We start from the raw sequence: 24,855 nt of genomic DNA on the forward strand, positions 1-24,855 counted from the left end.
ACTTCCTCTTATTTCTTGATTTTTTGCGGACGCTGATAGTTTTCTTTGGCAAATTGCTTAGAACGTTCTACCGCTAAACTGTTCTCTGCCACATCATGGGTAATCGTTGAACCCGCTCCCACTGTCGCGCCATTACCGATCTGGACCGGTGCAACCAGAGAGCTGTTAGAACCAATAAAAGCATGATCCCCAATGATAGTCTTAAATTTGTTGGCACCGTCATAGTTGCAGGTAATCGTCCCTGCACCAATATTGGAACCGCTACCGACTTCAGCATCACCTAAGTAAGTGAAATGATTCGCCTTAGAACCTAGACCAATGCTTGAGTTTTTGACTTCAACAAAGTTACCAATATGGACTTCAGCTGCCAGTTTTGCCCCTGGACGCAAGCGTGCAAATGGACCAATCTGTGCATCTTCACCGATAACAGCATTATCAAACACGCTATATGGCTGAACTTTAGTACCCGCAGCAATCTTGGTATTTTTAATCACGCAGCCTGCACCGATTTCAACATTATCACCGAGTTCGCAATCACCTTCGATAATGACATTGATATCGATACGCACATCTTTACCAACAGTGAGTTGGCCTCGTAAGTCAAAACGGCTTGGGTCAATCAGATGTACACCTTGCTGCATCAACTGTTTAGCTTGATAAGCCTGGAACTGACGCTCCAATGCAGCCAGTTGCACACGGTCATTGACGCCTTCCACCTCAAAAGCCAGCTCAGGTTCTACAGATGCAACACTCATACCATCTGCCAGTGCCATTGCCACGATATCCGTCAGGTAATATTCACCTTGGGCATTGTCATTGCTTAAACGTGGAAGCCATTCATGTAATTTGGCATTGCTGACTGCATAAATACCGGTATTAATTTCTTTAATTTGACGCTGTTCTTTAGAAGCATCTTTATGTTCAACAATGGCTTGAATCTGACCATCTTTACGCACAATACGACCATAACCACTGGCATCTGCAAGCGTTAATGTCACTAGGCCAATACCTTGCTCTTGAGTAGCATCGAGCAGATTCTGAAGCGTCTGCTGGCTAATACAAGGGACATCACCAGACAGGATTAGTGAAATACCATCTTTCGGCAAAACAGGTAGTGTCATTTGTACGGCATGACCAGTACCAAACTGTTCAGCTTGTTCTACCCACTGGATATCTTGGTCTGCAAATGCGGACTGAACCTGCTCACCGCCATGACCATAAATGGTAATAATATTGTCTGCATTGAGTTTTTTTGTTGTGTCGACCACATGGCCGAGTAAAGGTCGTCCTGCAAGCGGTTGTAATACTTTCGGTAAGTTGGAACGCATACGGGTTCCTTTACCTGCAGCAAGAATAATCACAGTCGTAGACATGTTCTAATCCTAGATATGGCTTAAGCCATCGTGAAGTAAAAATAAATCCAAATACAAAGTGCTGCCCAGAGGCCAGCGATAATGTCATCCAGCATGATGCCAAAACCACCCCCAACCTGACGGTCAATGACTCGAATCGGCCAAGGTTTCCAGACATCAAATAATCGGAACAGGGCAAAGCCAATGAGTAGCCATAACCAGTTCATCTGACCTAAATAGATCAGTGGCAAAAAGGTGATGGATTGTCCTGCAAACTCATCCCAGACAATGCGTCCATCATCATGTACACCCATGACTTTGGCTGTTTGGCCACAGATATATATGCCAATCAGGGACATGATGACAATGGCAAAAAGACTATTTACAAAACCTAAGTAGAGCCAGATGGGTACAAATAAAAGTGCAAAAGCTGAACCAAAAGTTCCGGGCGCTTTAGGCGCCAGACCAGAACCAAATCCTACCCCACTAAAGACAATGAGCCGGTTGATCCATGACATGCTTTTAAAATTGATCGCAAGTTTATGCAAAATGTTGATATCCGTTAAATTGAAGTGAATGATCTACGCCATCTTTTTCAAAAGTTAAACCGTGTTGCTGCTGAATGGAGCCAATTATACTAATCGAAACATCCAGATGTTTTTGCAATAATTTTTCGTAATTTTGCGGGCTTATTGTAAAGCATAACTCGTAGTCATCACCACCCGCGAGTGCGTATTGCCAACGCTGTTCATCATTTAATGCCTGCAGGGCAGGACTGATCGGTAACTTTTCAAGTCCTAAAGTCGCTCCTACCTGAGAAGCTTTGAGAATATGTTCCAGATCCTGTGCGAGGCCATCCGAGACATCAATCATACTGTTGGCTAGGCCTTTTAAGGCAGTACCCAACTGACAGCGTGGGGTTGGATAATCCAAACGTTTCTGTAATGGATGACCAAAATGATTTAAAGCAAAAGCAGCATCACCCACTGTACCGGATACACAAATCAGATCACCAGGCTTGGCACCTGAACGGGGTACAGCTTTACCAATCTCTACCCAGCCCAGGGCAGTCACAGATAAGGTCAAATGAGGACTTTGTGTGGTATCACCACCAATTAAGCTCACACCAAATTGATCGCAACAATCATAGAGACCCTGACTAAAGGCTTTTAACCAGTCATGATCAATTTGGGGTAGGCTCAAGGCGAGTAAAATACTATGCGGGGTCGCGCCCATGGCTGCAATATCAGAAAGATTAACAGCGACAGATTTCCAGCCAATCGCATGAGGATCGGTGTCTAAAGGAAAATGACGTCCAGCAACGAGGGTGTCGGCACAGATGACCAGTTGTTGCTGTAGAGGAGGGGTGAGCAAGGCTGAGTCATCGCCAACGCCTAAATCGACAGAATTTTTATTCTGACGATTAAAATAGGTATCGATAATCGAAAACTCAGCCATACAACAATTCGACTAGATTAGTTGGCTTGCTGTTTTTCTGCTGCACGTAAAGTTGTCGCTAAACGGTCCAATACACCATTGATGTATTTATGGCTGTCTGCACCGCCAAAGTGTTTAGCTAACTCAATTGCTTCATCCAGAACCACGCGGTATGGAATCTCAAGATGTTCTTTGAGTTCATAGGCGCCTAGGCGAAGTGTAGCGAGTTCTACACCATCAAGTGCAGAAAGTTCACGATCCAGCACAGGGATAAGCAAAGCATCCAATGCTTCATGATTGGCAACCACTTGAGTCAACAATTCATGATAATAGCTGAGATCCACTTTGTGCATGGCATTGTCCACACGAGTACGTGCTTCAATCTCATGCACCGGATTGTGGCTCATCTGCCATTCATAAATTCCTTGTACAGCAAAGCGACGTGCTTTACGTTTTGCTGCATAAGTTGCTTGAAGTGTTTGCGACATAACGTTAAATAGCCTTTAACAAGTTAACCATTTCAATAGCAGTTAAGGCAGCTTCACTACCTTTATTACCTGCTTTTGTACCCGAGCGTTCAATCGCCTGTTCGATACTATCCGTAGTCAATACACCATTAATCACTGGTAAGCCAGTGTCCAAGCCAACTACGCCCAGACCTTTGGCACACTCACCAGCTACAAAATCGAAGTGAGGCGTGCTGCCACGAATCACAGCGCCCAGCGCGATGATGGCATCGAAACGATCTGAAGCTGCCAGTTTTTTCGCAACTACAGGAAGTTCCCAAGCACCAGGTGCATGAACAACAGTGATATTATCCTCTGATACGCCATGGCGTTTCAATGTATCAATGGCACCTTCTAACAGATGTTCAACAACAAAGCTATTAAAACGACCAACTAAAATCGCATAACGGTCTTCGTTCGCGAGATGCAACATACCTTCAATACGGCGAACTACCATAGGAACCTCGATTATTTCTCTGATGTTTGTTGTGCGGTGATGTATTCCACCACTTCTAAGTTAAAGCCGGACAGGGCATTGAAACGTAATGGAGAGCTGAGCAGCTTCATTTTTTCCACGCCGAGGTCACGTAAAATTTGTGCGCCGACACCAATGGTCTGATACTGCTGGGAAAGTGCAGCATTGGATTTTACATTTTTTGGTGCTGTCAGTGTATCTAGGGCAGGGCCTAAGTCCTGTAAATGGCGCTGGCCAATCCAGACCAGAACACCACGATCACTGTTTGAAATTTCTTTTAAGGCACGGTCCAGATTCCAGGCCGGTTCACCATCTTGCTTGTTCAGCTTTAATAAATCACGGGTTGGGTTAAAGCCATGCACACGTACAGTCGTCACGCCGTCTTTAGGCTGACCTTTCACCAGTGCTAAATGAATGTCCGGGTTACCGATTTCACGGTAACGATAGAGATCAAACACACCGTATTCAGTATCTATAGTTTGCTGATCAATACGCTCAACCGTTTGCTCATTGGTCATACGGTAGTGAATCAGATCAGCAATAGTGCCAATTTTCAGGCCATGTTTTTCTGCGAAAATTTCAAGATCTGGACGACGCGCCATGGTGCCGTCTTCTTTGATGATTTCACAGATCACAGATGCAGGTTCCAGACCCGCAAGACGAGACAGGTCACAACCGGCTTCAGTATGACCGGCACGGTGCAATACGCCACCTGGTTGCGCCATCAATGGGAAAATATGACCGGGTTGCACAATGTCACTTGGTTTGGCATGTGCAGCCACCGCAGTTTGAATGGTGTGCGCACGTTCAGCTGCAGAAATACCGGTAGTAATTCCGTTGGCTGCTTCAATTGAAAGGGTGAAGTTGGTTCCGTGCTGAGCGCCATTGGCATCTACCATCAAGGGTAGATTTAACTGCTGGCAACGTTCTTTGCTTAAAGTCAGGCAAACCAGACCACGCGCATGGGTGATCATAAAGTTGATGTCTTCAGGACGCACGTGGGTCGCAGCAATCACCAGATCGCCTTCATTCTCACGGTCTTCGTCATCCATCAGGATAACCATTTTTCCTGCACGGATATCTGCTACAAGCTCTTCAACTGTATTGAGCGGCATCAACCTTCACCTTCTTTTTTGATCTATACCAGACCGAATCATGACGTTATTACTGCATAGTCTAACGCTTTTTAAGCAATTTTGCCTATGCTTATTGCTTTCCCTCAGGGGTTCATTGTTATACACAGTCTTGCGTAGCATGAAAAGTCGACTTTAAATGAAAGCACAGGCTTTATGCTGGATTTTTAAACGATCGGAAAGCATAAAAAATGACAAACTTATTTAAAATCAACATAACTATAAATAATCTCTTATTTTTTATGCAGTTTTATTTATTAGTTTAATACAGTCCCTAAGAATACGTATACCTCCTCATTCTTTCCTTTATAAATTTTTTACCAATCAGTTTAAAATTCTGTTTGAAATAATGAATGAATCAGGCGGACTGAAGTCCACCCGAATTTAGATCAGTTTAGAAGAAGCCTGCTGGTTTGGTTGAATAACTCACTAACAGGTTTTTGGTTTGCTGATAATGATCCAGCATCATGCGATGGTTTTCGCGGCCAATCCCGGATTTTTTATATCCACCAAAGGCTGCATGAGCCGGGTAGATGTGATAGCAGTTGGTCCAGACCCGACCGGCCTGAATCGCACGACCAGCACGATAAGAGGTATGTGCTGAACGTGACCAGACACCGGCACCGAGTCCATAAATCGTATCATTGGCAATCTTGATGGCTTCATCAAAGTCTTTAAAAGTCGTCACTGCCAATACCGGTCCAAAAATTTCTTCCTGGAAGGTGCGCATGTCATTGGAACCTTTAAAAATCGTTGGCTCGATATAAAAGCCTTGTCTCACTTCCTGACGTTCATTGCCGCCTAACAAGATTTCAGCACCTTCTTCACGGCCCGTTGCAATACAGCCTAGAATTTTGTCCTGCTGCTCCTGAGAAGCCTGCGCGCCGATCATGGTCTCAGTATCCAATGGATGACCAGTCTTGATCTTTTTCACTCGCTCTACTGCGAGTTCCAGGAACTGGTCGGCAATACTTTCCTGAACCAGCGCACGTGAAGGACAGGTACAAATTTCACCCTGATTCAGGGCAAACATGGCAAAGCCTTCCAGAGCTTTTTCCAGATAATCGTCTTCTTGGTCCATGATGTCAGCAAAGAACAAGTTTGGTGATTTACCGCCAAGTTCCAGCGTTACCGGAATAATATTTTCAGTTGCATATTGCATGATCAGCTGACCCACAGCGGTAGAACCGGTAAAGGCAATCTTGGCAATGCGTGGATTAGTCGCCAGTGGACGGCCGACTTCAACGCCGTAGCCATTCACGATGTTTAACACACCTTCAGGCAACAGATCCTGAATCAGCTCAACCAGTACCAAAATACTCACCGGCGTCTGTTCAGCGGGTTTCAACACAATACAGTTTCCGGCTGCGAGAGCAGGGGCCAGTTTCCAGGCAGCCATTAGAATCGGGAAGTTCCACGGGATAATCTGCCCAACCACACCTAAAGGTTCATGAAAATGGTAGGCAATGGTATCTTCATCAATTTCGGAAATGCCACCTTCTTGGGCGCGAATACAGCCGGCAAAATAACGGAAATGGTCAATCGCGAGAGGAATATCTGCTGCCAGGGTTTCTCGGATCGGTTTTCCATTGTCCCAGGTTTCTGCTACAGCCAACATTTCCAGATTTTGTTCCAGACGGTCGGCAATTTTCAACAGAATATTGGAGCGGGTGGTCGGCGATGTTCTGTTCCATTGTTCTTTGGCTTTGTGCGCTGCATCCAAGGCCAATTCAATATCTTCCACTGATGAGCGCGGAACTTTGGTAAAGGCTTTACCATCTACGGGAGAGACATTATCAAAATATTCACCTTTGATGGGTGGGACCCATTTTCCGCCAATGAAGTTTTCGTATTGGGATTTAAATTGCACTTTTGAACCGTCAGTATTGGGATCTGCATAACGCATAATTCTATTCCTTGATATGATTATTATTGATGAATGCCGAACCACTTCTACTCTGCAAAAGTCCTCAGATTCAACATCTCAGCTCTACTATAGAGAGGGAAAAAAATCGCAGGATAAATACTTACAAGCTTGCTACAAAAGGCAACATTTGAATAAAAATAGAATTTATTATTTTTATAAATTTCAATATCTTATTGTTGTAATGAGATGATTTTAATATGTAAAAAGCATTACTGATCAGCTTGATATTTTTATTTTATATTCAGGAAAAATAGGTAAATAAAATTATTGGAAAATAAGACAGGCAGAGCTTTCTACCTATCTTATTCATCTGGCTTATAGGGCCTTATTCTCCAGCCATTGAAATAGCTGCTGATAGACCTGCTCACGAACCGGTTTTTCTGAAAGAACCAGATCATGTACCCCATTTTGAATCGAACAGAGTTGCACATCGCCCTGGATTTTCTGTGCATGTTCAATCATGTCGTGTACCTGAAGAATCACATCACTGGTTTGGGCATTACGGTTAAAACGTAGGGGATAAGTGGTTTTATGGGCATGCATCAGCAAAGTCGGAATATTTAAACGTACACCTTGATGAATTTCTTTTTGTGCTTCGTGAATGGCATGTACAAAACTCAGACGCACCCAGTGATAGCTGGGTTTTTTCCATTCCAGATCAAAATGCCATTCCCCCTGATAGCTAATATGCAGGCTGGGCACATAATGACGGTTTAAGCGGCTAGGAAATAGCATTTCCGGAAAACGTTTTCCCAGACGGCTCAATTTAGGCACCAGAAACTTTTTCTCAAAAGGTGTCATATTAAAGTCATAAAAAGGACTATTGAGCCATAAGCCTTTAATTAAGGGATGATCTGGATGATGTGCTGCATACAGGGTAGTAATTAGTCCGCCGGTAGAATGGCCACTGAGTAAAACCGTATCATGGCCTTCCTGTCCAATAATTTCGAGAGCCTGACTGATTTCTGCATCGTATTCTGATAGATGATAGACATTATAAAGTTTCTGATGGGACATATAGGATCGGCCATATTTACGTAAATCCAACGCATAAAAATCAAAACCTTGCTGATTAAAACGCTCTGCCATTTCAGTCTGGAAAAAATAATCAATAAAGCCGTGAATATAGAGGACAGCTTTAGAGGTGGGCTGGTCTGTCTTTTTGCGGATCAGTGTGGCAACTACTGTACCTTCAGTATCTGGCGGAAATTCTAAAGTGGCCTGTTCATAACCTTCACCCAGAATATCAGGTTGATATTCAAGGCTGGAAAGCGGATGGGACATATTGTTCTACTCATGATTATTTTTATTCACTTATCTTTGTGGATTGGCTTGCATTTGTCAAATCCTGCTGTCTGACCCATTCCAGATCAGTAGTACCATTCAGAGAATAGCCAAATATAAAATCTCAGGTCATTAGTAACCTGATTGACTAATATAAAGATTAATAAAAAACCCCGGCATCCTGCCGGGGTTTTTCGTATTGGTTAGCTCGGTATAACTCCTGTCGTACCTTACAATCCTTGTGCTTATCTATTGTGATTGTTATATGGAACTTCCTGTTCCTGATGTAAGTATCATAGGAAAATTCCACTATCCGGGATAGCCGCAAAGAACCAGAATCGATGTAAGTCAATGCGTATATGTCTGACTAAAAATTATCCATATTTTCTGTAGAAGTGAGGATTTATTCTGAATCATGAGCTTCGATAAACTAGCCGCTTATGGCTATTTTGCCTGTTTTTAAGACAATTTTTTTATTTTAATGCAGTTAGAATATGTTGATTGATGAGGGGATAAAAAATGAAATCTATTGCAGTCTTTTGTGGTTCAGCTATGGGGAATAGCAAAAATTTTAAAGAGCAGGCCCAAGCTTTGGGTGAGTCTATTGCGAATCGTGGAATCACACTGGTTTATGGGGGTGGCCGAGCTGGTCTGATGGGTGTTGTGGCTGATAGTGCCTTAAATGCCGGTGGAACAGTCATTGGAGTGATTCCACAAAATCTGGTCGATGCAGAATTGGCTCATCCGCTGTTAACAGAGCTGCATGTAGTGAAAAATATGCATGAACGTAAAACAAAAATGTCTGATCTGGCAGATGCGTTTATTGCCTTGCCGGGCGGGGTGGGGACTTTAGAAGAAATTTTTGAGCAGTTGACTTGGGGGCAGTTGGGCCTTCATCAGAAACCTTGTGCATTTTTAAATATCCACGGATTTTATGATGAATTACTAAATTTCCTGATGAAAACGACTGAGGCTGGATTTACCCAGTCACGTTTTACCGATGCCTTGATCTTCTCAAGTTCAATTGAGGAAGTATTGGATGCTGTGGAGCATTATCATGCGCCTGAACCGAAATGGAATAAAAGCGTAAAGGCAGTAGAATCGGTATGAGTAATACCCCAACCTTGGCAAGAGTCACCGACATAAAATACACTAAATTACATAATTGGTATGTTAATAAACTCTATATATAACAGTTATATAGAGTTTTAATTTTGTGTGACGTAATTTAAGGTGGGGTAGGGTACTTTGATTTTTGGTCACTAATTTATTGTGATAATCAACAATAATAACCAACATTCATATGCTTAATCTAAGAGTGTTTTACTGACTGGTATAATTTTATGATGAGAGGGGTGTTGCCTGAGGCTACGGTTTCTGTTTGGCCTTTTGGCGTAAGACGTACAAATATAAGCTTTCTACTTTTTCACGTGTCCATGGTGTGGTACGCAAGAATCATAATGATAATTTAACACTTGGGTCTATGCAAAAACTGAACCGTACCGGGTTTGTCGGAGACTTTTATTTAAGTTAGGCCACCTGACCTAACGGGTTAATCTTATAATCGTACATTGCTTCAAGCTCAAAAGACGATACATAACTCAGCGCATCAAGCACCATATCTGTATTCTTACGTGTTGATACTTTCCAGCCAACAATTGCACATGAAAAAACATCAATAATAAATGTGGTTTAGACCCAATCTGAATGAGTTTTAATATATGTGAAGTCAGCGACCTGAGATACCGTCTTGGTAGTCAATCAGGTTTTGAGATTATTCGGCTAATAAATAATCTCTTTGATAGGCAGTCTGATGTTTTAAAACGCTATAACACAGATCTCTGTACACGACAAATTTCATAGGATCCTTGTCCTATCAGGCTTTTTCTTTCTTAAAATTGCTAGCACTTTCTTAAATTCTTCTTTTTTTCCAAAACCAATCAAACGTAGAATAGCCATTTGAACATAGTCCAAACCGTAGCGAAATAAACTTACTGAAAGTCGTCCATGCTTCTTTATTTTTATCGCTTTTTTCCGATCATGTTGCCATTCACCTGTTAAATAGCACCAACAGAAACCGATAGCTAGCACTGCTATCAATTTCTTGACTCGTCTAGGGTCTGTTAAACGAGTATTTTCAAGATTGAATCCACGTCCTTTGAGACAACTAAATAACGTTTCGATTTGCCAGCGTAATGCATAATCACGAATAGCAGAAGCATTAAACATAGGAGAAACAACAAGTAAAAGCTCTCCATCTTCTAATCGTAGCGCACTAATATACAGTTTCACTCGACCAACCCAAATACGTCGTTTACGACATTCAGTTTGACCAACTTGAAGATGACGAAATAAATCACTAATTTTATGATTCTTGGCTAAGTGATTGGTCACAATAAAGTTTTTTTAACACGTATACAGAAGTTAATGTCATTTTCAATTAACCATGTAAACCATTTCTCACCGATAAATTCTCTGTCTGCAAACACATTCACAATACGATCTTTACCAAAAATGGAGATAAAGCGTTGAATCAAAGCAATACGCTCTTTTGTATCTGAATTTCCACGTTTATTGAGCAATGTCCAAACAATAGGTATCGCTATTCCACGATAGACGATGGCTAACATCAAGATATTAATATCTCGTTTTCCCCATTTCCAATTAGTTCTATCCAAAGTTAATTGGACTTTATCGAATGAAAATATATTGAAAATTAACTGAGAAATTTGACGATAATCGAAATACTGATCTGCAAAGAAGCGTTGTTGTATACGTCGATAAAATGATTGTGGTAAGCACTTGATGGGTAAGGCTTTAGATGCAGAAGAAAGATTACATGTCTGTTTTACAATTAATGCAAGCATAATCAGTGTAAAACATTTTGCATGTGACTTGTTCCACTTTAGATATTTGTTTAAGATGAGATGTAACTCATTGAAATGTGTCATCATATTCGTCGTCAGAAAACAAGTATTATGCCATTATTTCAATGAGTTATCTTTTTTTGTCGTGTACAAAAATATTTTTTAATGATAAATAAAAAGCCTATTTTTAAAGAAATTTAGCATACGGCATAGTGAAAACAACAATAGAGCAATTACTCAACAATAAACATTAACATCAATTATTTAGATCATATTCAATTTTAATAAAAAGACAAATGTGTATTAAAAATAGCCATCATACGTCTATTTTTGATTACAAAATATAATGAGGGGATTGCTTCCCATTTCATACATTTTTCATATATAAAAAGACATACTATTTTTAAGGTTTTTCTAAACCAATTTTTTTACTTCATAATTTTTAATATCATAATTAAAGGTGAACCATGCAAAATAAGAAGCGCACCCAATTAGACGCGCAACAGTCCCATCTTTGGATTATTGGTGGTGGTATCGCAGGTATGGCTGCTGCTGCATTTGCAATCCGTGATGCCAAAGTCCCTGCCAAAAATATCCATATTTTAGAAGAACTCGATATTTCAGGTGGTTCGATGGATGGTGGACATACACCGCATGCCGCGCAAGCTTGGGTAACACGTGGTGGGCGAATGCTGACCGATGAAACTTATTTGTGCCTATGGGACTTATTTTCCAGTATTCCATCTTTGGAAAATCCAGACATTTCGGTGCGTGAAGAATGTCGTGAGTTTAATGAAAAAGTGAAAACCCACGCCAATGCACGGTTGATTGATGCCGAACATGTCATTGCGGATGCAGCAAAGCTTGGTCTGAATACGCTACATCGTGCACAGATGCTGCGCCTATTAGCTTCAAAAGAAGAAAAAATTGGCAGTCGCCGCATTGATGAGTTTTTTGATGATACCTTTTTTGAAACCAATTTCTGGCGCATGTGGCGCACGACTTTCGCTTTTCAAAAATGGCACAGTGCAGCAGAGTTAAGACGCTATTTCTTGCGTTTTATTCAAGAATTGCCACGCATTCATACCTTAGCGGGTGTGAAACGTACCAAGTACAACCAATATGACTCGATGATTCTGCCCCTACAGCGTTGGTTAGTCGCACAAGGCGTCGATGTGCGTTTTGGACACTATGTCACAGATGCAGACTTCATTACCAATGCTGAAACTCAAGAACGCTACGCTTCACGCCTATATGTACAATTGCCTGAAGGCTCAGAGCAAATTAATCTGAAAGCCAATGATTTAGCTATTTTCACTTTAGGCTCTATTACAGCAGACTCACGTTATGGCGGTAATCATGACGTGCCTGCCCTTATTCGTCATCGAGAAGATCATGGCTGGACGCTTTGGGAAACGCTGGCACAAAAAGCCCCAGACTTTGGCCGTCCAATGACTTTTTATGGCAATGTCGATGAACATAAGTGGGAGTCTTTCACTCTGACCATGAAAGATGACGTGCTACTTAAACGTATTATTGACTATACAGGCAATGAACCAGGCACAGGCGCACTCATGACTTGGTATGAGTCGGGTTGGCATTTATCCATCGTGGTTCCTGCACAGCCACACTTTGCCGACTTACCTGAAGGTTTATATACCTTATGGGGCTACGGTTTCCAAATTGACCATATAGGCGATTACATCAAAAAACCAATGTCCGAAGCCACGGGGCAAGAAATCCTAACAGAACTGATTAAACAGCTCGGTTTTGACGACATTTTAGATCATGTTTTGGCAACGACTGATGTTACTACCGCCATGATGCCATACGCCTCTGCCCTATTCGCCTGCCGTAAACCGGGGGACCGTCCACAGGTAATTCCACAAGGCTCACAAAACTTTGCTTTCCTTGGACAGTTTGTGGAAATTGAAGATGACGTGGTCTTTACTGTGGAATATTCAGTTCGTGGGGCGATGCTTGCCATTTATGAATTTTTTGGGGTGGAACGTGAAATCCCTGAAATTTACAACGGTCTACTTGATCCCAAAGTGGGTTTAAAAGCTTTAGAAACAGTGTTCCACTAAGTTTTTAATATATAGCGATAAGAGCACCTTTATGTCGCCACTATTACATAGTTTAATTTAAGCAACGTTTGGATACACGAGTGTGGCAGGGATGCCACACGTTATCCATCATAATAGGGATGTTATGTATGGGTAACAAAGGCTTTTGCTTTCTTTTGGCTTATCAAAAGTAAGGGTATTGCCTACACAAACACCTTTTATACTTTATTGAAAGTTGAGGCCGTGTACGCACTGAACCGTACCGGGTTTGTCGGAGACTTTTTTATTTAAGTTAGGCCACCTGACCTAACGGGTTAATCTTATAATCGTACATTGCTTCAAGCTCAAAAGACGATACATAACTCAGCGCATCAAGCACCATATCTGTATTCTTACGTGTTGATACTTTCCGGCCAACAATTGCACATGAAAAAACATCAATAATAAATGTGGTTTAGACCCAATCTGAATGAGTTTTAATATACGTGAAGTCAGCGACCTGAGATATCGTCTTGGTAGTCAATCAGGTTTTGAGATTATTCGGCTAATAAATAATCTCTTTGATAGGCAGTCTGATGTTTTAAAACGCTATAACACAGATATATAAGCTTGCGCATTGCAGCACCTAAAGCACACATTTTATTCTTACCCGAGCTTAATAATCGCAACACTGAACTCTGAAGAATCTCGTCGTTTCTTAATTACGTTGTAATGATGATCATGAAGATAAAATCAAAAAATACAGATTTTTGTGTAAATCCTGAGTAGAATTCGACTTATTTTTTCTGCAGTAAAAAGCATCTTCTCACTATGCTGCTTTGCAAGGACGTTTTATGCTCGCGCTAGATATACAACATGTTCGAATGAAACAACACGCCACTGATAAGGCACAAGCGTTGCAATGTCTAGTCGATATCTTGGTCGAAGACCAATTGGTTACACCTGATTATATTCATGGGTTGACCGTGCGCGAACAACAAAGTGCAACGTATTTAGGGCAAGGAATTGCCATTCCGCATGGGACGCCTCAGTCTCGCCAATATATTTTAAAAACTGGGATTCGTCTGGCGCACTTTCCTGAAGGAGTTGTTTGGGACGGTGAAAATAAAATTTATTTAGCAGTAGTGATTGCTGCGAAATCAGATGAGCATTTGCAAGTCTTACAAATTTTGACGCGGGCTTTAATTAATGATGTCGCTGATCAAGTGAAACATGCTCAATCCGCAGAGCAAATTATTGCATTATTACAAGCCCAACCTGCATCTTTGGCATTGCATGAAAATTTAATCGCCACTCAAGTTCCCGCACTTGATGTAGAAGATTTAATTTGGCAGGCAACACAGCTGCTGAAACAGCAAAAAATGGTGGAGTGTGGTTTTCTGTCGGGTTTAAACCTAAACAGCATGATTCATTTAGGGGAGGGGGTCTGGTCGATCACTTCTAACCAGCATGTTTTGAGCCCAGCTGTAAGTTTGGTAAAAGCGGAACAGGTTTTAAGCCATCAGCAGGAAATGCTCAAGACTTTGGTGTGTATTGCCAGTAATGAGCAACTGGATATGCAACGGTTTCAACGGTTAATGGATATTTTGTTTGATACTGAACAAGTTCATATCCTCAACCAAGAGCAAGATAGTCACCAATTGGCGCAGTTAATTGGTGCTGAACTAATTCCTGATTGGCCATCTCGTCGTATTGTCTTAGCTAATGCTCATGGTCTACATGCGCGTCCCGCGACACACTTGGTCAATATGACCAAGAAATTTGCAGGGGATATTCTCGTTGCTGTAGATGAGGGGGCTTACGTTTCGGCAAAAAGTTTAACCAAATTATTAGCTATGGGATGCCGTCGTGGACAAACTTTGACTTTTATTGCACAACCTGATACCGATGCTGTAGCAAGCTTAGAACAGATTATTGATGCAGTTCAGCAGGGCTTAGGAGAAGAGGTTGAAGCTGTTGACCTTGCATCTCATCAGCATAGCAGTAGTGACCCAGTCGTAAATACTTTGGAATTAATGCCTTTTGAATCACATGGCGATACGGGTAGCTGCGGTATTGCGGCATCAACTGGCCTTGCTTTTGGTCCTGCTCATGTGGTGAAGCCACGCGAATTTAGTTATGAACGTCGCGGACAGAGTTTTAAAGCTGAGAATGAAAAGCTCGAAATTGCGCTTCATCAGGTGAAAAATAGCTTACGTCAATTCATTGCACATACTGAATCTACTGCCATTAAGCAGATCTTCATGGCACATTTGGAAATGCTGGATGATCCAGACCTCCTCCAAAGTGTACAACGCGGTTTAAAACAGGGGTTGTCTGCTGCTGCAGCTTGGCATGATCATATTGAAGTGGCTGCTACCGCACAGGCTGCACTTAGCGATCGTTTACTGGCAGAGCGTGCGGCTGATTTAAGGGATATTGGTGAGCGTGTTTTGGCTGCTTTGTGCGGTGTGGCCGATGTCACAGAACCCGAGCAACCTTATATCTTAATTATGCATGATGTTGGTCCGAGTGATGTAGCGCGTCTGAATAAAGATCGTGTTGCAGGCATTTTGACCGCGGTTGGTGGAGCGAGTGCCCATAGTGCCATTGTGGCGCGTGCTCTGGCTATTCCAGCAGTCGTAGGTGCGGGTGTAGCTGTTTTAAATATTGAGAACCATGCCACAGTGCTAATTAATGGGGATACTGGTGAGTATGTGGTCTCACCCGAGCAAAGTCAGATTGATCATGCCATTGCAGAGCGCCAACGCCAGCGTGAGTTACGAGAACAAGCGGAACAGCATTGTTTAGAATCTGCCATCACACTGGATCAACATCAAGTTGAAATCGCAGCCAATATTGGCAAAGTGGGCGCTACGATACAGGCTGTGGCCGATGGGGCAGAAGCAATTGGTTTGCTACGCACAGAATTGGTCTTTATGTCACACAGCAGTGCGCCTGATGAGGCTACACAGGAAGCCGATTATCGGGTGGTGTTAGATGCTTTGGCGGGTCGTCCATTGGTGGTACGTACACTTGATGTGGGCGGGGACAAACCTTTGCCGTATTTGCCTATTGAAAAGGAAGAAAATCCATTCTTGGGCTTACGTGGTATTCGTCTGACTTTACGTAAGCCAGAGTTGTTACGTCAGCAATTGGTTGCTTTACTTAAAGCAGCGGATAATCGCCCATTAAGAATTATGTTTCCGATGATTGGGCGGGTTGAAGAATGGCGAGCAGCAAAAGCAATTTTGGATGAGGTTCGCATACAGCATCCATGTGAAAACTTACAAGTCGGTATTATGATTGAGGTTCCTGCGGCAGCATTATTGGCTCCAATTCTTGCTCAAGAAGTTGATTTTTTTAGTATTGGAACCAATGACTTGACTCAATATACTCTGGCGATTGACCGTGGTCATCCACTGTTGTCTGCTGAAGCTGATGGCTTACATCCGAGTATTTTGCTATTGATTGATCAAACTGTTCGGGCAGCACATCAGCATGGTAAATGGGTGGGCATTTGTGGTGAATTGGCTGCTGATCCAAAAGCTGTGCCTGTATTGATAGGCTTGGGCGTGGATGAGTTGAGTATGTCGAGTACCAGTATTCCATTGGTGAAGGCGCAAATTCGTGGTTTGAACTATATAAATTGCCAACAGGTCGCACAGCAAGCCTTAACTTGTGACAGTGCGTCTGCCGTACGTGCATTGGTGGAGTAATTACGAATGGCTAAGATATTAAGTATTACTCTGAATCCTGCAATTGACCTCACCGTGCAGTTGGATCAACTAAAAGTTGGCGAGGTCAATCGTCAGTTAACGGCCCAAAGCCATGCAGCAGGTAAAGGCTTAAACGTGGCACAGGTCCTTAAGGATTTGGGACATGAACTGATTGTGAGTGGCTTTTTGGGGCAAGAAAACCGTCAAATTTTTGACCATCATATCCAGCAAGAGCAATTTGATAACCAATTTATTTATGTTGCAGGTGAAACACGACAAAACATTAAAGTTGCAGAAGCTTCTGGTCAGATGACTGACATCAATGGCAAGGGCTTTTTTGTAGATACCTCAGCAAAACAACAACTACGTGAACGCCTATCTCAACTGATTTTAGAGGTTGATGTGATTGTGATTGCTGGCAGTTTGCCACAAGGGTTTTCTGCAGAAGAGCTTTCGACACTGATTCTATGGTTACAGTCTGCGGGTAAAAAAGTCGCAGTAGATACCAGTGGTGTTGCGTTGAAAGCAGCAATTGCTGCCCATCCTTGGTTGATTAAGCCTAATACAGATGAGTTGACAGAAACCTACCATTTGCCAGCAGAAACGTTTGCAGAACAGCAGCATCTTTTTGCCAGTTTAAATAGTCAGATCGAACATATTGTGGTCTCGATGGGTGAAAACGGAGTGAACTGGCTTCACCGCACGCAACCCCTGCATGCTACTGCACCGAAGGTCACCGTCCAAAGTACGGTGGGTGCGGGAGATTCCTTGCTGGCAGGTATGATTCATGGCTTGTTGAGTTCAAATTCCCCAGAAGAAACATTGAAAACAGCAACCGCAATTGCGAGCAATGCTGTGACCCAAATTGGGTTTGCCCTTCCAGACTTTGCTGTTATTGAAGATTTGAAATCGCAAATCTCAGTCCAATCATTGAGTTAATACGATGCAAGAGATAAAACATATTTTATTTGTGCCACATAGTCCCGAGCAGCCGATTAATGCAGTGATTTTGGCCAAAAAATTGTCCAAAGCAGCAACAGCACTTGGTATTTCCAATGATGTGGCGACATCAGTTGAGCATCTTGATTTATCAAATGTGATTGATACTGTTGTTTTTGTTGGACAGAAGCCGGCAGAAGCGGATCAACTGCGTGACAAGGTTGTGAAAGTCATTGGTTTGAATAACGCACAACACGATGCGATCATGCTTTTGCAACAAGTTCTTGAGCATTCAGAGGCTTTAGATGAAACTATTGCAGCCAATGTAGGGGTTACACGGTTTGTCGCCATTACAGCATGTCCCACTGGTGTTGCGCATACGTTTATGGCGGCCGAAGCCTTACAACAAGGTGCAGTAAAGCACGGTTATCAGATTGATGTTGAAACCCAAGGATCGGTTGGGGCTAAAAATATTTTATCGGCAGAAAGTATTGCCAAAGCAGATGTGGTGATCTTAGCAACGGATATTGAGGTCAATACAGATCGCTTTGTAGGCAAACGTGTATATCGCTGCAGTACAGGATTTGCCCTTAAACAAACGGATAAGACTTTTGCAAATGCAATTGCTGAGGCCAAAGTGCTTGAAACGGGTAAGCAAATAGCCACTAAGACAGGAAATGAAAACAAAGAAAAAACAGGAATTTATAAACACCTTTTAACAGGGGTGTCTTTCATGCTGCCGATGGTGGTGGCGGGCGGTTTGATCATTGCCATCTCGTTTATGTTTGGCCTCAATCCTGTTGAAGGAAGCTTTGCCGCATCCTTAAAGCAAATAGGTGCTGCAGCATTTACTCTTATGGTACCTATGCTGGCAGGTTACATTGCTTATTCTATTGCGGATCGTCCGGGTTTAACTCCAGGTTTGATTGGCGGTTTACTTGCCACACAATTAGAGGCAGGCTTTCTCGGTGGATTAGTTGCAGGTTTTATTGCAGGTTATATTGCGTTATTTTTATCGAAACAGCTTAAACTCCCGAGTAGCCTAGAAGCATTAAAACCAATATTGATTATTCCACTATTGGCCAGTTTAGCTGTTGGTTTAATCATGATTTATGTGGTTGGACAGCCTGTTGCACAATTGTTTGAATTACTCACACACTTCCTTGCCAATATGGGGACGACCAATGCCATGATCATGGGGGTTATCCTTGGGAGTATGATGTGTATTGATGTTGGGGGCCCAATAAACAAAGCGGCTTATGCCTTTACGGTGGGCTTACTTACGTCACAAACATACGGACCGATGGCGATTACCATGGCTGCGGGTATGGTACCGCCATTGGGTATGGCAATTGCAACTTTTCTAGCAAAGCATAAATTTGCCAAACCTGAGCAAGATGCAGGGAAGGCTGCTGTAGTTCTGGGCCTATGTTTCATTTCGGAAGGGGCTATTCCGTTTGCTGCCAAAGACCCGATTCGAGTGCTTCCATGTGCGATCGCAGGTGGTGCTGTAACTGGGGCTTTGGTTGCATTATTTAAATGTGAACTAGTCACTCCTCATGGCGGTGTAATGGTACTGATCATTCCGAATGCGATGAATTATCCATTAAAATATTTATTGGCGATTGCGATTGGAAGTGTGGTGACTGGTGTAGCTTATGCCGTAATAAAACAACGGTTAGAATAAGCCCTTCATAGAAGCTTTGTGAAAGCTATTTAGTGCAATAAATGAATATTATGCTCAATCCTATTTTGGATCAGTTGGAGAGTCTCTGCTTGAATTTGTCCAGGTAATAGGTCATGAGCGATATTGCTGAATCAGATTGTAACCTTACAAATCGAGCCAATAATTTCATCAACTTCTTGGACACAAAGTTCCGCTTCCTGAGTACCAAGTTTCACAAGAGCTTGTCGAGGAATATTCAGTGCCTCACCCATGATATCCATTTGATGTGGAGGAAAGTTCTAAACCTTTACTGATCGCTTCTGCACTGTATTCAAAGGCGATTAATGGCCGACCTGTGATTGCGGTTGAGGAGACCAATGTACCCCAAAGCCAATATTTACCCCATCCATTGTAGTAAACATTAAGTTTTTGAGCATGGATTTATTTCCTTTTGATACGTTGGCGAGCAGTACTGTTCTGAAATGACAGCTTTGTCCGTTATAATTGTATAAACATTTTTGGTTTCTGGTAATTATGTCCTCATTGATCAATTTTCTATCTCGCTTTAGTACTGCAACTCTTCAGCGCAGTCTGAGCTATGCTAAACACATTGATAGGGAAACGATTGAGTTCTTTGAGGAAAAAGACGGGGTTACGATGTATGCCCAAATTGAAGGAACAGATTATTACGATACCGCAATTACCTATAATCCCCAAAAAGACCGTTTAATCGATGACGACTGCACTTGTCCGGTTGGATATAACTGTAAACATGCTGCTGCTTTAGCGCGGTTATTCTTTCAGGAATATCGCCAGGAATTTCAGCAGCGTTATGCTGACTCTCAATCCCCGCAGGGAATCACAAAACGCCAACGGGGGGATGATCAGGCGCAGCGCTGGTTGAATGATTTTAAACGGTATTTACAACAGACTGAACCAGAGCAATCTGTCAAAACAAACAATTATTTAATTTACCTGCTAGATCAGTCTGTCAGCTTAAAGAAATTGACAGTTGATGTTCAGAAAGCCAGACGCAATAAAAACGGCTCAATTGCGGGGGAAAGTTATTATACCCAATATGAAAATATCACCAGAAAGCATCTGACTTTACCTGAACAAAAACGACAATTATTTAACCAGATTTATTATTATGCCAAAATAAACAGTGACGAACGCTTTTATCAAAGCAATCTTGATATCTCTAGAATTTTATTGGAGCATTTCAAATCTTTTATTCAAAGTGGCGATGTTTATTGGAAAAAAAAGAGCCATGCTGCACTTCAATGGTCAGAACAAGGCTACAACATCGAATTTAGATGGGAACAAGGGGCTAAACAACAGACTGAGCATTTAAATATTGAATTGGTCAATGGTGATATTCGACTCGATTTAAAATCAAATCCTCATATTCAGATTCTCGCTAGCCAGCCACCGTGTTATGTGGATATTCAACAGAACACGGTGGGCCAGTTATATGGTGAATATACGGCAAATCTTCTGTACCATTTTTTACAGATGCCTGATCTTCCATCTATGCTCTTGCCAGAGTTTGAGAAACTGACTCATCAATATTCAGACGTGAAAAATCTGCCTCAGCCCGAGTCTATTCAGCATATTGATGTCCTTGAGGGAAGTCCCCAGCCAATTTTACGCTTCGGTGTTTTAGATAAATTTGATTGGAAATGGGAAGAGTCTGTTTGTGCCGAAATTGAATTCTCCTATGTAGGCGGACGAATAAAAGCAGGTACATCAGGTGACAGTTTTATTGGTGAGCAGCATGGCAAAATGGTGCGACAGCTTCGGGACTTAGTTCAGGAACAACAGTCAATCCAGCGTTTACAGCTATTGGTCGAATCACTGAAGTGGGTGAAAGATCTTAGTTATGACCATCAATTAAAACTGGATAAACAACGTCTTGATTCTATGGTTTTTGCGTTCTATGGAGACTGGATCAAACAGCTGATGCCCATCAATCAAATTGAGTTGATGGGCTGGCAGATAGAGCATCTGGAACACAGCCCCTTTAATCTGCAATATGTTGAAAATTTAAATATTTCTATCACTGAATCTGAAGGCCAGCAGGACTGGTTCAATATCGGGGCGACGGTTCAAGACAGTGCAGGCAATTCTTATAATTTGCTTGATGCGCTCGTAGCTTTGGTGCGAGTAAATCCTGATTTACTTGATCCACGGACTTTTATTCATCTGCATGACAGTCAAATTTTCACCGTGAAAACTGCAGTTGATCAACCTGATTTGGCGCTATCCGCTAGGGATATTAAGCCGGTATTGTTGCATCTGCAGAGTATTTTACAGCAAGAAGAGCGCAGTATTGATCGCTATGATGCGAGTCAATTATTAGAATTGCAGCATAATCTTGGGATGACATGGCAGGTTAGTGACCAGCTGCAGCAATTTGTACAGAAATTCAAACAAGGCTACCAGCAACAACTGCCGACACCACAAGGTTTTCAGGGGGAGTTGCGTCCATACCAGCAGCAGGGCTTAGGCTGGTTACAGTTTTTAAGGGAAACCCAGCATGGCGGGATTCTGGCAGATGATATGGGCTTGGGGAAAACAGCACAAACTTTAGCCCATTTACTCATGGAAAAGCAGGCTGGTCATTTGCAGGACAGACCCGCCTTAATTGTTGCACCCACATCGCTGATGCATAACTGGTTCAAAGAAGCGGAAAAATTTACCCCTGAGCTCAAGGTACTGCTGCTACAAGGCCCCGACCGCCATCAGTATTTTGAGCAGATTTCACACTATGACATTGTGTTAACCACCTACCCGCTCTTGGCGAGAGATGAAGAGCAACTGAAGCAATATGAATATCATCAACTCATTCTGGATGAAGCGCAGAATATTAAAAATCCGCGTGCCAAAGCTGCACAGGTAGTACGGCAATTAACAGCGCGACATCGTCTATGTCTAACTGGTACACCTATGGAAAATCATTTGGGTGAGCTGTGGGCACTATTTTATTTTCTAATGCCAGGATTTTTATATTCACAAGAAATCTTTAATAAAAAGTACCGCTATCCTATTGAAAAACGCGGTGATCAGCAGTTAAGGCAAAAGTTGGTCAACCGCATTAAACCCTTTATTTTACGTCGCTTGAAAACTGACGTTGCCAAGGAATTGCCTGAAAAAACCACGATTGAAGTCAATATTGACATGAATGAGCAGCAATCCAAGCTATACGAGGCTGTTCGTGCCACGATGCAGGCAAGCATTAAGAAAATTGTGGCAGAAAAAGGCTTTAAGCGTAGTCAAATCCAAATTTTAGATGCCTTGCTGAAGCTGCGTCAGGTCTGTTGTCATCCTAGCTTGCTGAAACTGGATTCAGTTAAAACCGGGCAGGCGTATTCTGCCAAACTTGAACAGTTGATGGATATGGTTGTTCCAATGGTGGAAGAGGGACGAAAAATTCTTATTTTCTCTCAGTTTACCTCAATGTTGGAACTGATTGAACAACAGCTCTATCACGCAAAAATTGGCTATGTGAAGCTGACTGGAAAGACCAAAAAACGAGATGAAGTCATTACAGCATTTCAGTCTGGACAAGTGCCGGTATTTTTAATCAGTCTGAAAGCAGGAGGGGTTGGTCTGAATCTAACTGCCGCAGATACGGTCATTCACTATGATCCATGGTGGAACCCTGCTGCTGAAGATCAAGCTTCAGATCGTGCATGGCGGATTGGACAGGACAAGCCGGTATTTGTGTATAAGCTGATTACCAATAAAAGCATAGAAGAAAAAATTATTGCCTTGCAGCAGAATAAAGCAGAACTGGCACAGTCTATTCTAAGCACAGATCATGAGGGAGAAGCGAAACTGACGGAAAATGATGTGATGAAATTGTTTGAGAAATTTTAGCTTGGTTACAGGTTTCCTCTAATCATCTGTAAGTATCTGAAAGTCTGGATGCAATTTTTTCCAATGTTCTCTTAATTTTTCTTTATGAACAGAAATCATAGGTAAGTCTAGTAATAGCGCTGGCCATACTGACCGTGCTTTGTCCATAATGGCGTGAAGTTGTTTTTCAATAACACGCCATGGAACACCGACTTTTTCAGCCCATTGTTCAAAGTGTTTCATCTCAGCTAAATACCAATCTTTATTTTTGGCAAGATTCAATGCGAAATGAAGCTCATTTTCAATATATACACTAGTCATCAATATATCGTATGCGGGAGATAATCTTGGTGTTCTTTTGTCCTGATAAATCATACTCCAGTTTTTTAAGTGTGCATCTCCATTGGCGAGTAAAATATTTATGAGTAAACGGCTGGCAAATTGCTGAATATCAAAAATTTTGTTATCTGAATACAGGTAAATGATCTTGCCTATCTGTTCATAATTTGTGGTGCTGTATTTCTGATGTGGGTATGCACCAAAGATTTGAGCAAAATCTTCAATATGAATAAGCTCTGTAGTGTTAGCAGTACTCTGTCTATCGAATCTCTTAATTGCAAAAGCATATTGCTCTTGGGGTAAATTTAATGGTGGAAGGTCTTGTAAGAGTGCCATATCCACCAAGCGAATCTCAGGGACATCTATTCCGACCATTTTGGCAAGGGTCATCATAGAATATTCATTCAGTGGAGCAAAAGCATGTCTGGAAGAAGGAGTTTTGATAATCCAATCCCCGAGTAGACTGGATTCCGTTGCCCGCGCTAATGTAAAATGCCCGTCTTTGGCTTTCATGGAAAACTTCATTTGGACGCCGGCCAAGGAAAACTTATTATCTGTTCGAATCTCTTGCTTTAAGATCTGATCTGGATTAGAGATCTGCAGTTTGAATTTTATTTCATCTGGAATTTCTTCTGGATCTAATGGAGTCGCAATGAGTGCTCCAGGTAAATCATGACCTAAAGCTGCCAATAACTGAAATTCATTGTCTATATGTACTTTGAGGATTTGTGCAATCAGTTCGCGTAATGCACCTTCTGGTAGCAAGTTTGATAGCAAGGGATGTAAACGCTGATGTGTAACATAGGTCTTTTCTAAAATCTTATCCACTTGTGGATACAAGGAGGAGGTCAGCAGGCTCAAGGTCGGGCGTTGCTGATCAGAGCGGAAAGAATCTGTAAAAACCAGAATATTTTTTCCGCTCTGAAATCCTGCCAAGTATCCAACGATACCGTGATGTAATGTTAATTTTAGGACGGCAACAGTATTCATGGTTCCTCTCCTCCGAGAAGACCCTTCCATGGGTTAGTCATTAAGTCATCCTGATCTTCAATAGTGACTTTAATTCCATCATTCAATAATTGTCTGATCAAATGAACCTTATCATCAGGGATGAGCATCAGTTGAGCATTTAATCCTGCCGCTATAATTTCTAAAGTCTCTAATCGAGGGTTGCCCTGACTTTCCAGTTTTTGGTACTGCTGTCTTGAAATGCCTGTACGGGATTGCATATCAACTTGCTTTAAGCCCAATTGGGTTCGTCTTTTTTTGATTTGCTGAAGTAAAGATTTATTCATTGTAGATACA

At 42.1% G+C, this 24,855-nt stretch carries 17 protein-coding genes and 7 pseudogenes; 8 read left to right on the forward strand and 16 right to left on the reverse strand.

Annotated elements, in window-relative coordinates; all coding sequences use genetic code 11:
• Positions 1-8: 8 nt before the first annotated feature.
• From glmU to C3F22_RS15125, 8 genes are all read right to left on the reverse strand, one after another.
• The gene (gene glmU, locus C3F22_RS15090) at positions 9-1,373 is read right to left on the reverse strand and encodes a bifunctional UDP-N-acetylglucosamine diphosphorylase/glucosamine-1-phosphate N-acetyltransferase GlmU (protein WP_104426886.1); all 1,365 of its coding nucleotides are present in this window, start codon (positions 1,371-1,373) and stop codon (positions 9-11) included.
• 20 nt (positions 1,374-1,393) lie between these two features.
• Entirely contained in the window at positions 1,394-1,870 is a 477-nt protein-coding gene (locus C3F22_RS15095; protein ID WP_052209084.1) for a phosphatidylglycerophosphatase A, read from the reverse strand.
• A gap of 22 nt (positions 1,871-1,892) precedes the next feature.
• Complete coding sequence (gene thiL, locus C3F22_RS15100) at positions 1,893-2,810, reverse strand: thiamine-phosphate kinase (RefSeq protein WP_104426887.1); 918 nt, start codon at positions 2,808-2,810, stop codon at positions 1,893-1,895.
• A 17-nt stretch (positions 2,811-2,827) separates the two neighbouring features.
• A complete protein-coding gene (gene nusB, locus C3F22_RS15105) occupies positions 2,828-3,277 on the reverse strand; it encodes a transcription antitermination factor NusB (protein ID WP_005233270.1) in 450 nt (149 codons plus the stop codon).
• Between the two features lie 4 nt (positions 3,278-3,281).
• Positions 3,282-3,752, reverse strand: coding sequence for a 6,7-dimethyl-8-ribityllumazine synthase (gene ribE / locus C3F22_RS15110; protein ID WP_104426888.1), 471 nt, complete (start codon positions 3,750-3,752; stop codon positions 3,282-3,284).
• 11 nt (positions 3,753-3,763) lie between these two features.
• Positions 3,764-4,885, reverse strand: a complete 1,122-nt coding sequence (ribBA, locus tag C3F22_RS15115; protein ID WP_104426889.1) for a bifunctional 3,4-dihydroxy-2-butanone-4-phosphate synthase/GTP cyclohydrolase II — start codon at positions 4,883-4,885, stop codon at positions 3,764-3,766.
• A gap of 412 nt (positions 4,886-5,297) precedes the next feature.
• Positions 5,298-6,809 carry an aldehyde dehydrogenase family protein gene (locus C3F22_RS15120; RefSeq protein WP_104426890.1) on the reverse strand — a complete coding sequence of 504 codons (1,512 nt, stop codon included), beginning with the start codon at positions 6,807-6,809 and terminating at the stop codon, positions 5,298-5,300.
• A gap of 336 nt (positions 6,810-7,145) precedes the next feature.
• The gene (locus C3F22_RS15125) at positions 7,146-8,114 is read right to left on the reverse strand and encodes an alpha/beta hydrolase (protein ID WP_104426891.1); all 969 of its coding nucleotides are present in this window, start codon (positions 8,112-8,114) and stop codon (positions 7,146-7,148) included.
• 519 nt (positions 8,115-8,633) lie between these two features.
• Between C3F22_RS15125 and C3F22_RS15130 the strand changes: the two genes are divergently transcribed.
• Positions 8,634-9,224 (forward strand): TIGR00730 family Rossman fold protein, encoded by a 591-nt coding sequence (locus C3F22_RS15130; protein ID WP_005233278.1) that lies wholly within the window; start codon positions 8,634-8,636, stop codon positions 9,222-9,224.
• A gap of 258 nt (positions 9,225-9,482) precedes the next feature.
• On the opposite strand, the pseudogene C3F22_RS15135 reads toward C3F22_RS15130, so the two are convergent.
• From C3F22_RS15135 to C3F22_RS15145, 3 genes and pseudogenes are all read right to left on the reverse strand, one after another.
• Positions 9,483-9,605: pseudogene (locus C3F22_RS15135) on the reverse strand (VF530 family DNA-binding protein); the annotation flags it as partial.
• A 111-nt stretch (positions 9,606-9,716) separates the two neighbouring features.
• Positions 9,717-9,851, reverse strand: a pseudogene (locus tag C3F22_RS15140) (IS3 family transposase); the annotation flags it as partial.
• A 120-nt stretch (positions 9,852-9,971) separates the two neighbouring features.
• Positions 9,972-11,065 (reverse strand): IS4-like element ISAba33 family transposase gene (locus tag C3F22_RS15145; RefSeq protein ID WP_104427034.1). Its coding sequence is split into 2 segments (ribosomal slippage): positions 9,972-10,522 and positions 10,522-11,065, totalling 1,095 coding nucleotides; the frame shifts between segments, so codons are not numbered across the junction.
• 383 nt (positions 11,066-11,448) lie between these two features.
• Here C3F22_RS15145 and C3F22_RS15150 point away from each other — a divergent pair.
• Positions 11,449-13,068 (forward strand): oleate hydratase, encoded by a 1,620-nt coding sequence (locus tag C3F22_RS15150; RefSeq protein ID WP_104426892.1) that lies wholly within the window; start codon positions 11,449-11,451, stop codon positions 13,066-13,068.
• Between the two features lie 343 nt (positions 13,069-13,411).
• On the opposite strand, the pseudogene C3F22_RS15155 reads toward C3F22_RS15150, so the two are convergent.
• Both C3F22_RS15155 and C3F22_RS18630 read right to left on the reverse strand, forming a co-directional pair.
• Positions 13,412-13,546 (reverse strand): annotated as a pseudogene (locus tag C3F22_RS15155) (IS3 family transposase); the annotation flags it as partial.
• A 37-nt stretch (positions 13,547-13,583) separates the two neighbouring features.
• Positions 13,584-13,712: pseudogene (locus C3F22_RS18630) on the reverse strand (IS110 family transposase); the annotation flags it as partial.
• 168 nt (positions 13,713-13,880) lie between these two features.
• Between C3F22_RS18630 and fruB the strand changes: the two are divergent.
• From fruB to C3F22_RS15175, 4 genes and pseudogenes are all read left to right on the forward strand, one after another.
• Positions 13,881-15,009 (forward strand): annotated as a pseudogene (gene fruB / locus C3F22_RS18845) (fused PTS fructose transporter subunit IIA/HPr protein); the annotation flags it as partial.
• Positions 15,010-15,095: 86 nt separating this feature from the next.
• Positions 15,096-16,745 (forward strand): annotated as a pseudogene (gene ptsP / locus C3F22_RS18850) (phosphoenolpyruvate--protein phosphotransferase); the annotation flags it as partial.
• Between the two features lie 6 nt (positions 16,746-16,751).
• Positions 16,752-17,684 carry a 1-phosphofructokinase gene (gene pfkB / locus C3F22_RS15170; RefSeq protein WP_104426894.1) on the forward strand — a complete coding sequence of 311 codons (933 nt, stop codon included), beginning with the start codon at positions 16,752-16,754 and terminating at the stop codon, positions 17,682-17,684.
• 4 nt (positions 17,685-17,688) lie between these two features.
• A complete protein-coding gene (locus tag C3F22_RS15175) occupies positions 17,689-19,371 on the forward strand; it encodes a fructose-specific PTS transporter subunit EIIC (RefSeq protein WP_104426895.1) in 1,683 nt (560 codons plus the stop codon).
• Between the two features lie 29 nt (positions 19,372-19,400).
• Here the strand turns inward: C3F22_RS15175 and C3F22_RS15180 are convergent.
• A pseudogene (locus C3F22_RS15180) lies at positions 19,401-19,637 on the reverse strand (hypothetical protein); the annotation flags it as partial.
• Here C3F22_RS15180 and C3F22_RS18755 point away from each other — a divergent pair.
• Entirely contained in the window at positions 19,637-19,765 is a 129-nt protein-coding gene (locus C3F22_RS18755) for a hypothetical protein (protein WP_265735207.1), read from the forward strand. The pseudogene C3F22_RS15180 and the gene C3F22_RS18755 overlap by 1 nt on opposite strands.
• A 119-nt stretch (positions 19,766-19,884) precedes the next feature.
• Complete coding sequence (locus C3F22_RS15185; RefSeq protein ID WP_104426896.1) at positions 19,885-23,232, forward strand: DEAD/DEAH box helicase; 3,348 nt, start codon at positions 19,885-19,887, stop codon at positions 23,230-23,232.
• An 18-nt stretch (positions 23,233-23,250) separates the two neighbouring features.
• On the opposite strand, the gene C3F22_RS15190 is transcribed toward C3F22_RS15185, so the two are convergent.
• A complete protein-coding gene (locus tag C3F22_RS15190; RefSeq protein WP_104426897.1) occupies positions 23,251-24,540 on the reverse strand; it encodes a type II toxin-antitoxin system HipA family toxin in 1,290 nt (429 codons plus the stop codon).
• Positions 24,537-24,845 carry a helix-turn-helix transcriptional regulator gene (locus C3F22_RS15195; RefSeq protein ID WP_034684105.1) on the reverse strand — a complete coding sequence of 103 codons (309 nt, stop codon included), beginning with the start codon at positions 24,843-24,845 and terminating at the stop codon, positions 24,537-24,539. The genes C3F22_RS15190 and C3F22_RS15195 overlap by 4 nt, the downstream gene beginning before the upstream one ends.
• Positions 24,846-24,855 lie beyond the last annotated feature (10 nt).

This window comes from Acinetobacter sp. ACNIH1 (assembly GCF_002934695.1).
In the GTDB taxonomy this organism is placed as follows: domain Bacteria; phylum Pseudomonadota; class Gammaproteobacteria; order Pseudomonadales; family Moraxellaceae; genus Acinetobacter; species Acinetobacter variabilis.